The 14,022-nt window shown below is 33.9% G+C and carries 17 protein-coding genes and 1 pseudogene; all 18 read right to left on the bottom strand.

Annotated elements, in window-relative coordinates:
• Positions 1-74 precede the first annotated feature (74 nt).
• The gene (locus ACFSQJ_RS09900; RefSeq protein WP_377766801.1) at positions 75-794 is read right to left on the bottom strand and encodes an alpha/beta fold hydrolase; all 720 of its coding nucleotides are present in this window, start codon (positions 792-794) and stop codon (positions 75-77) included.
• Between the two features lie 148 nt (positions 795-942).
• Positions 943-1,230, bottom strand: coding sequence for a hypothetical protein (locus tag ACFSQJ_RS09895; RefSeq protein WP_377766800.1), 288 nt, complete (start codon positions 1,228-1,230; stop codon positions 943-945).
• Between the two features lie 379 nt (positions 1,231-1,609).
• Positions 1,610-1,666: pseudogene (locus ACFSQJ_RS09890) on the bottom strand (nucleotidyltransferase domain-containing protein); the annotation flags it as partial.
• 265 nt (positions 1,667-1,931) lie between these two features.
• Positions 1,932-2,681: a methyltransferase family protein gene (locus ACFSQJ_RS09885; RefSeq protein ID WP_377766799.1), complete on the bottom strand. Its 750-nt coding sequence runs from the start codon at positions 2,679-2,681 to the stop codon at positions 1,932-1,934.
• A 102-nt stretch (positions 2,682-2,783) separates the two neighbouring features.
• On the bottom strand, positions 2,784-3,653 hold the full coding sequence (locus tag ACFSQJ_RS09880; protein ID WP_377766798.1) for a helix-turn-helix domain-containing protein: 870 nt from the start codon (positions 3,651-3,653) through the stop codon (positions 2,784-2,786).
• A gap of 411 nt (positions 3,654-4,064) precedes the next feature.
• Positions 4,065-4,622, bottom strand: a complete 558-nt coding sequence (locus tag ACFSQJ_RS09875) for a YbhB/YbcL family Raf kinase inhibitor-like protein (protein WP_377766797.1) — start codon at positions 4,620-4,622, stop codon at positions 4,065-4,067.
• Positions 4,623-4,717: 95 nt separating this feature from the next.
• The gene (locus ACFSQJ_RS09870) at positions 4,718-5,557 is read right to left on the bottom strand and encodes a helix-turn-helix domain-containing protein (RefSeq protein WP_377766796.1); all 840 of its coding nucleotides are present in this window, start codon (positions 5,555-5,557) and stop codon (positions 4,718-4,720) included.
• Positions 5,558-5,900: 343 nt separating this feature from the next.
• Entirely contained in the window at positions 5,901-6,830 is a 930-nt protein-coding gene (locus tag ACFSQJ_RS09865; RefSeq protein WP_377766795.1) for an alpha/beta hydrolase, read from the bottom strand.
• 220 nt (positions 6,831-7,050) lie between these two features.
• Entirely contained in the window at positions 7,051-7,905 is an 855-nt protein-coding gene (locus ACFSQJ_RS09860; RefSeq protein WP_377766794.1) for a CPBP family intramembrane glutamic endopeptidase, read from the bottom strand.
• Between the two features lie 122 nt (positions 7,906-8,027).
• On the bottom strand, positions 8,028-8,783 hold the full coding sequence (locus tag ACFSQJ_RS09855; RefSeq protein WP_377766793.1) for a hypothetical protein: 756 nt from the start codon (positions 8,781-8,783) through the stop codon (positions 8,028-8,030).
• A 65-nt stretch (positions 8,784-8,848) separates the two neighbouring features.
• On the bottom strand, positions 8,849-9,691 hold the full coding sequence (locus ACFSQJ_RS09850) for an NmrA family NAD(P)-binding protein (protein WP_377766792.1): 843 nt from the start codon (positions 9,689-9,691) through the stop codon (positions 8,849-8,851).
• An 85-nt stretch (positions 9,692-9,776) separates the two neighbouring features.
• Positions 9,777-10,271, bottom strand: coding sequence for an anthrone oxygenase family protein (locus ACFSQJ_RS09845; protein ID WP_377766791.1), 495 nt, complete (start codon positions 10,269-10,271; stop codon positions 9,777-9,779).
• Between the two features lie 54 nt (positions 10,272-10,325).
• The gene (locus tag ACFSQJ_RS09840; protein ID WP_377766790.1) at positions 10,326-10,868 is read right to left on the bottom strand and encodes an NADPH-dependent FMN reductase; all 543 of its coding nucleotides are present in this window, start codon (positions 10,866-10,868) and stop codon (positions 10,326-10,328) included.
• 1 nt (position 10,869) lies between these two features.
• Entirely contained in the window at positions 10,870-11,325 is a 456-nt protein-coding gene (locus ACFSQJ_RS09835) for a DoxX family protein (RefSeq protein ID WP_377766789.1), read from the bottom strand.
• Positions 11,326-11,347: 22 nt separating this feature from the next.
• Positions 11,348-11,989 carry a hypothetical protein gene (locus tag ACFSQJ_RS09830; RefSeq protein ID WP_377766788.1) on the bottom strand — a complete coding sequence of 214 codons (642 nt, stop codon included), beginning with the start codon at positions 11,987-11,989 and terminating at the stop codon, positions 11,348-11,350.
• A 53-nt stretch (positions 11,990-12,042) separates the two neighbouring features.
• Positions 12,043-12,636: a Crp/Fnr family transcriptional regulator gene (locus tag ACFSQJ_RS09825; RefSeq protein WP_377766787.1), complete on the bottom strand. Its 594-nt coding sequence runs from the start codon at positions 12,634-12,636 to the stop codon at positions 12,043-12,045.
• Positions 12,637-13,314: 678 nt separating this feature from the next.
• The gene (locus ACFSQJ_RS09820) at positions 13,315-13,602 is read right to left on the bottom strand and encodes a type II toxin-antitoxin system RelE/ParE family toxin (RefSeq protein WP_377766786.1); all 288 of its coding nucleotides are present in this window, start codon (positions 13,600-13,602) and stop codon (positions 13,315-13,317) included.
• On the bottom strand, positions 13,595-13,834 hold the full coding sequence (locus tag ACFSQJ_RS09815) for a ribbon-helix-helix domain-containing protein (protein ID WP_377766785.1): 240 nt from the start codon (positions 13,832-13,834) through the stop codon (positions 13,595-13,597). Before ACFSQJ_RS09815 ends, ACFSQJ_RS09820 begins: the two co-directional genes overlap by 8 nt.
• Positions 13,835-14,022 lie beyond the last annotated feature (188 nt).

Genomic DNA, 14,022 nt, shown 5'->3' with positions numbered 1-14,022 from the left:
AATACACAATACTGCCCTTTGATTTAAGGCTTTCTTTGGTAGCTTTATGCAGTCTGAACTATTTGTTCCAAAGGTCATAAGTGGATTTTAGTTTTGTTTAGGTAATTGTTTATGATTTCTGCTAACTGTTTTGGTTTGCTGAGCATCAGTAAATGTCCGCTATTTAATTCGACTACTTCTTTACAGTTTAGATTTTCAATCATTTTGTTTTGCATGTTTTGCGAAACGGATTTATCATTTGAAAGTTTTATAAATAGGGTATTTTTTGGTAATGAATCGTAGTGAATCTTAGTGGTATAAAGTTTTATTGACTCTGGCGAAAACCTTTCAATAACTTCTTTTGATTGTGAAATTTCTAAACCATTACACAATTCTTCTTTAATGACTTTTTGCGGAGGTTTTGTGCCGAACAGTTTCAATATAATAGGTAAAATAAATTTTTGAGGCATTGGAAAGGAACTTGTAAATGACTTTCCATTTTTTGGCAGTATAGCGCTTATAGCAATAAAGCTAAGTACTCTTTCTTTATAGTGGTCACTTATTTTAAGACCTATGCAACCTCCTATAGAATGGGCAACAATTATAAATCGGTCTACCGCCCAATTGTCAATTTGCTCGATAGCAGCATTAAGGTAATCTACAAATAGAAGTTTGGCATTGGCTTTGTCTCCAACTTCTCGATTTGGAAAGCTTATCGGAAGAATAGGCTCTTTGAAGTGTTTCATAGTTTCGCTCCAAATAAAATTACTTAGTCCGGCTCCATGAATCAATACAATTCCAATGTTTTCTTTCATCGCATTTATTCTTTTTGTCTATGACCATTATGCTGGCAGTAAAAGCTATACAGCAAAATTCCGTTAAAATCTCAGCTTGGTTTGAAGATAAGAATTTTTGTTCAGGTAGTCTTGAGGTAAAGACTTTGAGTCAGATTTCTAGTAAGAATTATCCATTTTCGTATTCCGTTCGAGTAGGGGGAAAGACCATTTTAATTCGTCGTATAATTTCCGAGCGATTTTGAGCCCATTTAGGGTAATCAGTCCATTCACCTTCACTTTTAAAGTAAATGACATGATTTATTTTGCCAAGTAGTAATTCTCCGTCAATTTCTATGGATTTCCATTCTCCGTCAACTTTTTGCTCATAGCTAATAGCGTCCCTACCTTTTTTTGACACCTTCCAATTTTTTGGCTCTTTTTTGCCCTTAAATCGCCTTAGAATTGTTATTGCCATTATAATCATAATTATTAATTAACTGTAAAGAATTAAGCTATGGCTTTTCATAGGTATCATTGTCAAATGCTACTTTTTTTGTTTGATACTATTTTGACTTTTTCAACCGGTTTATTCAGAATGGGATGAGGGTCGTAAATTATTTTAAGTCCATCCGATACTACTTTGTGTATTCCTTCATCAAGTTTTTTCATGTCAGCCCATGCTATATCAGCAAATGATAATTCAATCTCAATTTTACTTTTTAGGAAAACATCTGTAGACCAAACTCTACCATATTACTTATCCTCAAAGAAATCTAGTCTTTCATTGATTTTATTGAAATCAAAACTGTCAATCCAGTTAGTATTTTATATCTCAACTTGTCATTAACAACGATTTATACATCTATATCAGAATCAGCCCTTGCGTTCCCTCTGGCATAAGAGCCACAAAGTCATACACCAAAAATCCTTGGGTTATTTTCAGCAAACACTTGCATTAAATCCAATATTTATCAAGCTTGTAAGGATCCATTGATACTTCGTCAATTCCGGTTCAATTTTCACCTAAGGATCCCGACTAAAATTTCCTGAGGGAATAATTCATAGGATTATTTCGCTAAACAATTTAGCCGCAAATTAATAATTTGATTTTGCCGTGTAACCGCCAAACTCTTAATATCCTAATCAGTAATGTTTTATACGTTGTTAATAATCGTTTTATTCAGATTCTTTTGCTTTTCCTTTTGTGAAGGGTATCATCATGGGTGTCTTCTTCATATATGATAAATACTTAGATTTAAAATCTTTCTTCAAATCTTTTTCTTCATAAAGAGCACCAATAAAGAAGTAAGCAGTTAAAAGAATGGCAAATACCAAATGTGTTGCAGACATCGTAGGGGTAAACCATAAGCCGATGATTCCCCCTAAATACAAAGGATGCCTTGTATATTTATACAATGAAATTACTTTAAACTCTAAATTGGTATATGGCTTATTTAATAGCTCTAAATAGGTTTGTCTTAGACCAAATAAGTCAAAATGGTTAATCAAAAATGTGCTAACAAATAAAATTATCCAGCCTAAAAAGAAAAAGGCATATAATATATAAAACAATATACTTCCTTCTTCAACTGTCCATATATTGCCCCCAATAGGCTCCCAATTCCATATTAGAACAAATAGTAAAATTCCTGCTTGCAGCACATAAGTACTTCTTTCTATGGGTCTTGGTAAAACTTTAGTTATCCAATTTTTAAATGGTTTCCTAGCCATTACACTGTGTGGTATTGCAAATAGCAATACAAGCGCAATATTTTTTAGAATAGCATAGTAAAACGGCACTTCTGGGCTTCTATCAATTGATATTTCGGGTATTAGATGACTTATAGATAAAATCCAAAATAATAGAGAAGCAAAGCCAATGAGGTAGCAAATAATTGAGTAGATGAACATTAATAGCGTTTTCATAATATTTAATTGAATTAATAATGACACAAAATTCAATCAAATATGTAAGTAGCAGTTTGCTGAGATGTTCTAAAAATGTTCTCTAAGGTCCAATTTGAATAGCTATAAACTGGCCTTTAGTTTCCTAAACTGATTTGGAGGCAAATGGTATTTTTTTTTAAAAGCTTTAATGAAATGTGATGTATTTTTAAAACCACTTTCATGACAAATTTCATTGATATTCATTTGCGTACTGGTCAGTAATAACTTACCATGATCGAGTCGTCTATTAATGAGCCATTTTGATGGCGTTGTTTCAAAACATTTGTTGAAATCTCTCTTAAAACTTGAAAGACTTCGGCCTGATAGTTTTGCAAAGGCATCAATAGGTAGGTCATATTGAAAATTATTGATCATGACTTGTTCAATATTCGCTTTTTTATGATCCGCGATATCAAGTAATACGTTAATCAATGTTCTATTATTCTTGTTTAAAGTGATAGTATATATCAATTCTTTAAATTTCAGTTCTACAAGTTCGGGAGGTATGGGCATATCCATAGTAAGATATTGTAAAATACTATTTATTAAAGTCTGGTATGAACTGTTTGAGTGAATTTTGTATACGCCATCAAATTCAGATTCAACGTTCGATACGTTAGAATTTAAATGATTTTGCAAAACAAAGTTTCTAATGAAATCATCATTCATAAAAAACAACATGACGCAATAGTCTTCATCAAGATATTGCTTAGTCGAATACACCCCTTTTTTAACAAATAGTGTATCTCCTGCAGTAAGACAATGGGTTTGTCTAGGGGTTATCCAATCCTTTCGTCCACTAATAACATAGGTGATTAGATGAGATTTTGTCCATAATTGAAATTCTTCAACGTTGAGCGGGCATTTATATTCAACCAAAAGGAAGTCATTTCCGATGTGCTTATTGAATTTAGGATGCTTTTTAAAAAATTCGTAAACATCTACGGTCATAAACCTTTAAAATATTTTAACGCCGCGCTATGTGCAGTCCGGCTAATTTTAAGGAAATATAGCAAAATCAAACCAACTATGTATCGGATATTTATCATCCTTATAAATTCGCTATATGGTTCGTCAAGGAGTTTGCTTTAGCGGAGGTATTCTTGTTGATTTGGTGCCTGCCCATCTTTGAAGAGGTATTGGGCTTAAAATTAGACCTACCACCGAGCGCAGCGACCGATGAACACCCTTAAAATAAAAGTAACAGTGAATGAATTGCGGTTTAGCGTACTGATATGTTTTGTTGATAGGCTAGCGGCGATTTTGGCAATCGGTCTCTTATTACAATATACTTGTTTAAATGAAAACGGTTCGAGTTTGCACCCGAACCGCTATTGCTTTTATATCTTGTTAGAGACAGTTTTATTTCTTACTTCTTTGATAATAAGTAACAATACTCGCCTTAGCCAATGTATTGTTCCATAAGTAATAGCCAACTACTGCAGGGTTTGTACTTTCATTAAGACCAAGTTTATCTGTTTTAAGAGCGTAAACTGTGATTATATATTGGTGTAAACCGTGTCCTTCAGGAGGGCAAGGACCTCCATAACCAGTTGCTCCATAATCTGTAATACTCTGAATAACACCTTCAGGTGTTAAGTTTAGTTTTGTATTTCCAGCTCCAGCTACTAAATCGTTAGTGCTTACTGGAATATCAAATACTACCCAATGCCACCATCCGCTGCCAGTTGGTGCATCTGGGTCGTACATAGTTACTGCAAAACTTTTAGTTCCTGCAGGTGCATTTTTCCAAGATAACTGAGGGGACTGATTTTCGCCAGTACAGCCAAAGCCATTGAATTCTTGGTTAATTGTTGCTTGTCCACCTAAATCTTTACTTGATAAAGTAAATGTGTTTTGTCCGTAAACGGAGGTTGATAAAGCAATTAATACTGTTAAGATTTGAAATGATTTTATCATAATATTTGTTTTTGATTATTAATTTATGATGCAAATCTAGGGAGCAATTCAGGCTGTTTGTTAATCAGAAAAGTTCAAAAAGTATTGATAAAAGTTCAATTTGATTGATACTGTTTTGGAGTGACTCCGAATTTTGTTTTAAAAGCTTGAATAAAATTAGATAAGTTTTCATATCCAATTTCTTCAAAAATATCTGAAGGTCTTTTTGATTCGTTTTTTAGAAGAAAAGCTGAGTGTTCTAGCCTTTTATCTTGAAACCACTTGCTAGGTGACCTCTTGAAGTTTTTCTCAAACTCTCTCTTGAAAGTTGATACACTCATATTTGATAAAAATGAAAGCTCTTTTATTGTGAGTTTATTGAGTCTGTTGCTTTCAATTGTTTGAATGAACTTTTGATTTTGATTATCACTATTATTAACCAAAGAATAAAGAAAATCTAAACCTTTCAAGTCTACAAGGTAAAGCATTATTTCCTCGAGTTTTGTTTTCAACATATTTTCTTGAATTGACTTAGAAAGTTTCGATATATCTAAAAGGCTTTCAACAAATCTCTTTATAAATGAATCATACTTGAACGAATAGGTTGAGTACAGTTTTTTGGAATTAGAAGTCTCTAATTTAAATTTTCGCAAAAATTTAAAAACTTCTTCGTCCGAAAAGAAAAATAGAACACTGCGATAATGTTCTGAATCATTAGAGAGCTTCTCTGTCATTAAACAGTGCCCAGATTTCATTAATAGAAATTGAGAATTATCTATTGCATAGGCCGAATTATCAAAAAACACTTCTTTCGTTCCTTCTTGGAGAAAGCTAAAGGTATTTTTATTTAATAAGATTTGTTGTTTCGATATTTCAGTGATGCTTTCATAATCATAAACCTCAACAGATTTAGAAGAACTCAAATTTAATTCGTCTGGTAATGTAATCGTTTTCATTGGGTACTCTAATTGTCTCTAACGCCGCGCTTTGTACGACAGCTGCGTAAGCAGTGCGCGGGTTGCAGCGTTGGGAGCTAATTTTAAAGAAATATAGCAAAATACATTCAACAATGTTATGTGAGTTGGTCTTTCTTATGTTCAACTAACAGTTTTGGCCAATTAGTTGGCACTAGCCGAAGTAGGCCTATATTCTTTTGCGTCTACTTATGTTTGTTGGGACATTGGGTATGAAATTTATTAGACTTCCGAGCGAAGACAAGACTATTTAATAATAGAAATAATTAAAATGTGAATAATTCGATAGCATAGGTCTCGGTAGTAAGCAATGTTGGTATACATTTTACTTTTTGTATATGAACCTCAATCCGTTTGTAAACCCAACCCCAAAAATGGTTCTATGAGTTTCATTTTCTACAACTTCTGATTCAATACTTAGTTTCGGTATATGTTTTTCTTTTAGTAACTGAACAAATTCTTCTTGATAATCCTTTATTCTTAAATCTAATTCACCAGAAGCCATGTAGAGCTTTGTTTTTCTACCAAAAGTTAAATTCTTTTGTGAGACTTGATTCACCAATAGTTTATCCTTAAACCATAAAGATGGCCCCAGCAGTAGATATCTATTGAAAAGTTGCGACTTTTCTAATAGCGCATAAGAGCCATAAAGTCCTCCGTAGGAGTGCCCATAGATTGCTCTGTCCTCTTTTTTTATTCTATAGTTTTTTTCGATGAACGGAAAAAGTTCAAATTCTAAAAAATCACTAAATTTTGGGGCACCTCCGGTTGGGTCAACAGATTTGTTTCCCATTCTCAAACCGGAATCTTCAACTGGTGTCAAATCTCTACTTCTAAGTTTATAGAAGTTTTTATAGTCGGTACTATAAGCTATGCCCACTACTAAAATTTCAGGAATTAGTTTGTCTTTAATAAGTCTTTGAACAATATAGCTAACACCTCCAAAATTGGTTTCGGCATCAAGCACATATAAAACAGGATACTTTTTTTCTTTGTTTAGAAAATAATTTTTCGGGTACGAAATTTTGATTTGATATTGCTGACCGTTGAATTTTGAAGTTATTTGTTGAACATCAGTATTAGCTAAGGTAACAAGTGTATTCTCGTCAATTTTGTTAAGAACAATGCTTTGGTTTTTAAGCTGAGCTATCTTGTCTTTAAGTATTTGGTTTTCTGATTTCAGTTTATCTATTTGTAAATTCTGACCTTGACAAGCGGTTAGTAGTACTAATACTAATATGTAGTGAATTTTCATTTTCAAAAATATGTTAACGGGCCAGGCGGGTATTGCGAGTAGCGTCTCAAAGTATTTGAGATAGCTACGAGAGCAATTAGGCGTTATTTGGCCATACCCGCGTGATATGTCCAGTTCCTGCAGTGTGTTGTTTCGTCTGAGTTTTATTTGGTGGTGGATTTTAAAGTTAGCCAAATTTTGGCAATGTGACACATAAATTAGTTAGGTGCTGTGTTTTCAGTTACAGTTTTTCTTTAATCGCTTTTCTCCAGAAGTAAATTCCAAAAAAACAAGTCATGATTGCAAACATAATTCCGTTTTCGCCTAGCCAATGTTCCGTTCCTTCATTTTTAATTGTTAATTCAGGTAGTATTTTTTGAATGTATACATTGCTTACTGCGTGAAAAATCACTGCAGGCCATAGACTTTTAGATTTGAATGTGTAGTAAGTCATAATAAATGACATTGAGACAATGACAACATAAAATGTTGTTAATTCCAAGATTACATTTTCGCCATAATAAACAATTAATGGCCAATGCCATGTTGCCCAAATAATTCCACTAAAAATTGAAACACCCGTAAAAGAAAGAACTTTTCTTAATTCATAAATGAAAAAACCTCGCCATCCAATTTCTTCCCCTAAAGTTGTTGCTGCTGCTCTTATTACTTCAATTGTTCCTAATAAAATAATAGCTATGATTGCAATTGATGTTGGATTTAAAGTACTTATTCCAATCAAACCAAGTTCTTTTCCCCAATCTGTAATAACTTCCTGACTAGCTAAACCTCCAAATCCGAAAATCCAAATTAATACATACGTTAGTATACCATATACAGCTGGAATTAAATATGATAATCGAATATATCTCCAATTTCCCCAATTCCAATTAAGAGAAGCGATAGAGCGTCCTTTTATTTTTAATGTAATTATTGTTGCTATTGCGGGACACCACATTAAACCTCCAATATATATTCGTGATGGGTATAAATTAACTATTGCATAATGGAAAAGTGAACTTATAATGATAACAATAGCTAGAAAAATATAAATTGTATTCCATGTTTCTTTTCGTTCCTTTAAATTTTCATGCATTAGATCTTTCTGATTGGTTGGTTAATGCAAGACGAAGAGTTAGCGAATTTGTTACATTGTGCCTAACAATCATGTATCTATGATGTTGAATATGTATTTTACTATTGATGCTACATAAAAAATCAATTAAGAGGCAATAAAGTTAAGGACAAGAATAAAGAGTTTGTTATCATATGCAGTAGCACAGGGTATTTAAACCCAAAGGCAACTCTTGTGTATCCAGCAATGGTTGCGCTAAATAATTGAGGAAGTGTCAATATTGGTAGCAATAAAAGATTGATGAGATTTAATTCAAAATTAAAAATGTGTAACCAAGCAAAACTGATACATGAGAGATAATAAATCAACTTAAAGTGCTTTTTCCAAAACTGTTGTAAATCCTGTCTTATAAACCTTCTACTAGATATCACGTACACTATTAACAAAATCATAAATCCTGTTATGATTCTGTACCAAAACGTCTCATCCACCATAGACAATCGGCTTTTAAAAATAGCCTTAGTAATGACATAATAGGTGAGTGTTCCAGACGTTAAGGCCAAATAAATTGGTCTAAATTTTAGTGATAGTCTAAAAGTTATTTCTTCAAATATCGGTAAAATCATTCCACCGATTAAAAGCAATGGGAATGATCCAAATCTTTCTGACATACTTACTGATGTTTGGTTTTCGGGCTCATATACCAACTGTAATAATGAGGCAACCATAATGCTGAAAACAACCTTTATAAAAAAGAGACCTATGGTATCATAAATTTTATGTTTGGTACTTTTCTTTATGGATAGTTCATTTATGGGATGCCTAATAAAGTTCCCTAGGTCTAGTATTAGTGACTTGTAGTATTTTGGTTTTATTAACGGATAGGAAACTTTCATCATGTTCTTATTTAAATCATTGAGGCTCTAATTCACTTAAAGTGCTATGTAGAGCCTCAGTTAAAGATTTAGTAAGATTCCACTATTTCTGAATTCCAAATTCCAGTTTTTGCGGTTTCTTCGGTATAGGCTGAAAATGATTTTGCTTTTCTTCCCAAAACACGTTCTACATCATTAACCACCAACTGATTGTTAGGGTTGGTTAACACATGACTAAACAAATACTCTATTAACCACACCACATCGCCAGGTATTTGTTGTTGTTTCATACCTTCAACATACTGCTGCAGTGTGATATCATGAAAGTTTAGACTTCTGTTACTGGCTTTCGAAATCATAGTAACAACATCTTTAAAGTTGATTAATTCTGGACCTGTCACTTCAACGATATCTCCGTTATAAGTGTTATCAAGCAAGACTGTTGCAGCGACTTCTGCAATGTCATTAGCATCAACAAATGGAATTAGAACGTCCGATAATGGTAATGCTACTTCTCCGGACAATATTGGGTCTAACAAGAAGCTTTCACTCCAATTTTGGTTAAACCAAGAGGCTCTTACAATAGTATAATCTATACCAGAATCCATGACTATTTTTTCGCAGGCCTCAGCTTCGGTTTCCCCTTTTCCAGAAAGCAAAACGATTTTTTTAACTCCTGAAAATTTAGCCTGTTGGGTTAATTCTTGTATCGCTTCTTTGGCTCCTGGAACGGCCAAATCTGGATAATAGGTGACATACATGCGTTTTATCCCATTTAAGGCATTTACCCAAGTGCTTTTGTCATCCCAATCGAAGCTAGGCGATGCACTTCTTGAACCAATTCGAGGTTCTATACCTTTATTTTGTAATTGTTTTACTACTCGGCGACCTGTTTTTCCTGTTCCACCGATAACTAAAATGTTACTGTTCATAATTTTATTTTTTTATTTGATTTATACTTCACTTCAGAAATCTGAAGCCTTTTTTGTTCGTTTTTTGATTACTATTTATAATGTTCTATTTGGAATATATAAGTCCAACTAGCAAGAGGGCAAATGCTGTAAACGATGTTATGGTACGCTGAATATGCCAACGGTTCCATGGTTGTTCAAAGTTTGCTCTCAACTCATTAAGCTCTAATGCTGATAAGTTTTCCAATACCGTCTTGTCCAACATCTCATTGAGCGGAACATTTTTAAAAACCGTAATAAGACCTATACCAACGACGTATAAAATGGCTGCTATTAAAAAAGACTTAAACGTGACTGGATTTGCATTACGATGTAAAATGGCATTTGCAAAAAGCAGCGGCACAGGCCCTAAAAAGACAAAGAGAAAACTAGCATTAAGAATCGAACGATTCATGGCTTGAAAAGCTTGTAAAAAACCTAAATCGTCTAATCTCCCTATGCCAGGTGTAATGGCATTGGACCAAGTAAAACATAAACCTGCTGAAAGTCCTGTAAATAGTATACTTAGCATTAATACGATGAGTCTAATTTTAATTTCCATTTTTAATTGTTTTTAAATGTTGGTATAAAGCTAAAGTGGTTATGAACCAATCATTTATTCCAAAGGACTTATGATTTGTTCGAAAAGTTGAACCTTTTGAATTAGCGATTTCTTTAGGTCTAAATTTGAAATACCATTCTCTGAGAAATTGTCAAAAAAACTAGGTAAGGAAAAGTCTGATACGACATTAGCTCCTAAAAAAGGAAAATAGTTTACTGTAGCCTCTAAAACAGTGGCTCCACCGCGACTTCCAGGTGAGGTTGCCATTAAGAGTGTAGGTTTATCTCGCCATACTTTCATATTTGCGCGAGACAACCAGTCTAATGTATTTTTAAATACTGCTGTATAAGTTCCGTTGTGTTCTGCCAATGCAATTATAAATCCATCAGCGGTGTCAAATACTTCATTGAGTCTTTTAACGGCAGTTGGAATTCCATTTTCATCTTCAAAATCAACCCCGTAAATCGGCAGAACATAATCATTTAAGTCGATAGAAATTAGTTCTATATTTTCCAATAAACTAGAAGTATAGGATAACAACCTTTTGTTAATAGATTTCTGACTGTTAGTTCCTGCAATTGTGATTACTTTTTTCATTTTATTTGTTTTTTGATATTAAACCATCTATAGACCATTTTCCGCTGCCGTTAACCGTAACACTTAAGGCAAGTCCTATAACTAAAAGTGAATATTCATAGCCTTCTCCTTCTTGATTACCAAACCAGTTCATAAAAAAGCCATGCTCAAGTTGTGTAGTGATAATGATTCCTGTGAACATACCTACTAGTGCAATTGCCCAAAACCTAGAGAAGAATCCTAGTATTAATGAAATAGAGCCGAAAAACTCAATCATAATTACTGAGAAGGCCACAATACTTGGTAAACCCATTTGAGTGGTCAGAAAATCCATCGTTCCAGAATACCCATAGCCACCAAAGAGTCCTAATAGTTTTTGTGCGCCATGTGGAAATATGACGAGGCCAAGCGTTAAGCGTGCAATACTCAATCCAATATTTGGATTCGTTTTTAAAAGCTGTTTTACTAAATTTTTCATGATGTTTAAGATTTAAAATTGTTTATATAGTTAATCGATAATACAATCCGAAAGAAGTCTTGTTTATAGGCTTTAACCCATATTGGTCCATATCTAAACCAATGCCAACCTGAACATCATTAAAAGATACTCCTACGCGCCATTGCTGATAGCTTCTTGAGTGTGTTTTAAACTCGTCCCAAATGGTTAAGAGCTGACCGTTTAAACACAATGATAGATGGTCATTTAGAGGTTCGTTATATTGAATTTGAAGAAATACTTCTGCATAACTAGCATCAGTTTGTTCAGAGTGCGCAACTGTTGGGATTAATACAAATACTAGATGTGAACTTTTGAATGCGTATTTTGCGGATAGTCGTTTAGAAAAGCCAGCAAAGCTGTTATCGTATATGGAAGGACCAATGGCAATATTTTTGGTAATATTCCAGAATAAAGTTGGTTGTACACCAACCTCATCAAATGCTTCGTTTTCTTGCCTAAACTTTTGAAAGAAAGCCAGTGTATTTAGACTCAGCGTCTGACTTTTAGTAAAAGAGTAATTGGAGAATACTGTGAAGTTTGTTTTATCAAACCCTGAGAACAATTCTATCTGAGTAAATTGTGCCTGTAAAGGATTTAAAAAATCGATAATTAAAAGTAAACTGATAAGTGTTATTCTTTTCATGTTTCAAAATTCCGATAGGAACACATGAAAAAAAATGAACTAGTTTAAGACTTTTACCTTTTGTTGACTTTTGTGATAATCTTACTCATAAATTCGGGCGTGATACCAATATAACCTGCTAGGTCTTTCTGAGTAATTCGATTAACAATGTTTGGATATTTCGTTTTAAACTCAATATAGCGTTCCTCTGCAGTCAGTGAAATGCCATGATTTGAGCGTCTTATATAACTAATTAAAGATTTTTGATATAACATACGATAGAAGCGTTCAAACTTCGGTATCTCTTGAAATAACAATTCATAATTAGCCCTAGAAACCCCTAACAATTCAGAATCTTCGGTAGCCTTAATGAAGTAGCGCGTTGGCTGCTTAGTCAGAAAGCTCGCCATATCACCTGTCCAATAATCTTCTACAGCAAACATAGAAATGTGTGGTGCACCGTCATCATCTAAAGTATACACCTTTAAACAGCCTTTAGTAATAAAATACTCATATGATGTTATATCTCCAGCTTGCATTAAAAATTCCTTTCGCTTTAGACTGATTTCCGTAAGCAAAGAGAGATATTTCTGCTTTTCTAATTCAGTTAAATCAATGAATCTTGAAACATTATTTAGAATTAAGATATGTGATTCTTTGTAGTACAAGTTTCGTTCTAAATGTTTGCCAACGCCGCGCTATGTACGACAGCTGCGTAAGCAGTGTGCGGGTTACAGCGTTGGAAGCTAATTTTAAGGAAATATAGCAAAATACTTTTAAGGATGTCAAGTGAATTGGACTTCCGTATTCTCACATGACATCGTTCGTCAAGGAGTCCGCGCAAGCGGATGTATCCTTGTTGTATTTTGCGTTATTGGGATTAAAATTAGACGTACCACCGAGCGTAGCGACCGATGAACCCCCGTAAAATAAAAAGCAACAGTGAATAAATTGCGTTATAGCTTCCTGATATGTTGCGTTGATAGGCTAGCGGCTATTTTGTTAAATAGTCCCTTTAATCTATGTATTGAGCAATCTGACAGAGCGCGGCGATGATGTAGCATTTCTAAAATTATGGGAATTGAACGTAGTGCGATGTAGTGATTTTAGTCGCCGCAGGCGAATGCTACATCATCGGTTGGGCTATGAACAGTACGGGAGCAAACTGGCGTTTGCTTTCTACCACGCACACAGCGAAATCTTTTGGTTTTCTTTTTTTCTTTGTCCCGTTAAAAGCAAAATCCCAAAGATTTTGCGGACTTCATAAAAATACACAAACCCTGCGATTAAGCCCGAAGTCTGTATTGTTTATAGGTTTTGTTGGCAACAGTATTTTTGCGTGCAGTTTAGAGTATGTTTTTCAAATCCTGTTTTCCAACAATCGCCATGATGTCCACCGTATCATTATTGATTTTGAAGTAAATACTATCCGAACCGCAAACACATCTCCGATACCCTTTTTTTATGTATTCCACAGATTCAAATGAATAAGGACTTTTAGCTATAATGTCAAAATATTCGAAAAACGTTTCGAAATATATGTCCGCTTGTTGCACTCCAAATTTTTTAATTCCGTAACGATGAATTCGTATCAGGTCATCTTTTGCGTCATTACTTAATCTATACTTAGTCATTAGGTTTAGACTTGGATTGTGCTAAGATTTGTTCCTTGCTATCATTGGTAAATCCGCTATTTTCTGATTTTTCCAATTTAGCCCTAATCCAGTCAATTTCGATTTGTTGATTTCTAGCTTGACGAATTAAGTCATTAACAAGTTCGCTTTTACTTGAGTACTCTTGATTATCAACTTGCGTCTTTAACCATTCATCATTTGGTCGAGTGAAAGAAATGCTCTGTCTAGCCATGAGAAATATATTTTGATGCTAATTTACACCAATAACGAACCAATTCCAAATTTTTGTAATATTGTTGCCAACGCCGCGCTATGTTCAGTCCGGCTAATTTTAAGGAAATATAGCAAAATACTTTTAAGGATGTCATGTGAATTGGACTTCCTTATTCTCACATGACATCTTTCGCCAAGTAGTCCGCG

The organism is Croceitalea marina (assembly GCF_042684265.1).
Classification (GTDB): domain Bacteria; phylum Bacteroidota; class Bacteroidia; order Flavobacteriales; family Flavobacteriaceae; genus Croceitalea; species Croceitalea marina.
This window is presented reverse-complemented; position numbering and strand designations above follow the sequence as displayed.

What these genes read in the sequence shown, in the direction of transcription:
- ACFSQJ_RS09900 (WP_377766801.1), bottom strand. Translation starts at nt 794, where the DNA reads ATGAAAGAAAACATTGGAATTGTATTGATTCATGGAGCCGGACTAAGT.
- ACFSQJ_RS09895 (WP_377766800.1), bottom strand. Translation starts at nt 1,230, where the DNA reads ATGGCAATAACAATTCTAAGGCGATTTAAGGGCAAAAAAGAGCCAAAA.
- ACFSQJ_RS09885 (WP_377766799.1), bottom strand. Translation starts at nt 2,681, where the DNA reads ATGAAAACGCTATTAATGTTCATCTACTCAATTATTTGCTACCTCATT.
- ACFSQJ_RS09880 (WP_377766798.1), bottom strand. Translation starts at nt 3,653, where the DNA reads ATGACCGTAGATGTTTACGAATTTTTTAAAAAGCATCCTAAATTCAAT.
- ACFSQJ_RS09875 (WP_377766797.1), bottom strand. Translation starts at nt 4,622, where the DNA reads ATGATAAAATCATTTCAAATCTTAACAGTATTAATTGCTTTATCAACC.
- ACFSQJ_RS09870 (WP_377766796.1), bottom strand. Translation starts at nt 5,557, where the DNA reads ATGAAAACGATTACATTACCAGACGAATTAAATTTGAGTTCTTCTAAA.
- ACFSQJ_RS09865 (WP_377766795.1), bottom strand. Translation starts at nt 6,830, where the DNA reads ATGAAAATTCACTACATATTAGTATTAGTACTACTAACCGCTTGTCAA.
- ACFSQJ_RS09860 (WP_377766794.1), bottom strand. Translation starts at nt 7,905, where the DNA reads ATGCATGAAAATTTAAAGGAACGAAAAGAAACATGGAATACAATTTAT.
- ACFSQJ_RS09855 (WP_377766793.1), bottom strand. Translation starts at nt 8,783, where the DNA reads ATGATGAAAGTTTCCTATCCGTTAATAAAACCAAAATACTACAAGTCA.
- ACFSQJ_RS09850 (WP_377766792.1), bottom strand. Translation starts at nt 9,691, where the DNA reads ATGAACAGTAACATTTTAGTTATCGGTGGAACAGGAAAAACAGGTCGC.
- ACFSQJ_RS09845 (WP_377766791.1), bottom strand. Translation starts at nt 10,271, where the DNA reads ATGGAAATTAAAATTAGACTCATCGTATTAATGCTAAGTATACTATTT.
- ACFSQJ_RS09840 (WP_377766790.1), bottom strand. Translation starts at nt 10,868, where the DNA reads ATGAAAAAAGTAATCACAATTGCAGGAACTAACAGTCAGAAATCTATT.
- ACFSQJ_RS09835 (WP_377766789.1), bottom strand. Translation starts at nt 11,325, where the DNA reads ATGAAAAATTTAGTAAAACAGCTTTTAAAAACGAATCCAAATATTGGA.
- ACFSQJ_RS09830 (WP_377766788.1), bottom strand. Translation starts at nt 11,989, where the DNA reads ATGAAAAGAATAACACTTATCAGTTTACTTTTAATTATCGATTTTTTA.
- ACFSQJ_RS09820 (WP_377766786.1), bottom strand. Translation starts at nt 13,602, where the DNA reads ATGACTAAGTATAGATTAAGTAATGACGCAAAAGATGACCTGATACGA.
- ACFSQJ_RS09815 (WP_377766785.1), bottom strand. Translation starts at nt 13,834, where the DNA reads ATGGCTAGACAGAGCATTTCTTTCACTCGACCAAATGATGAATGGTTA.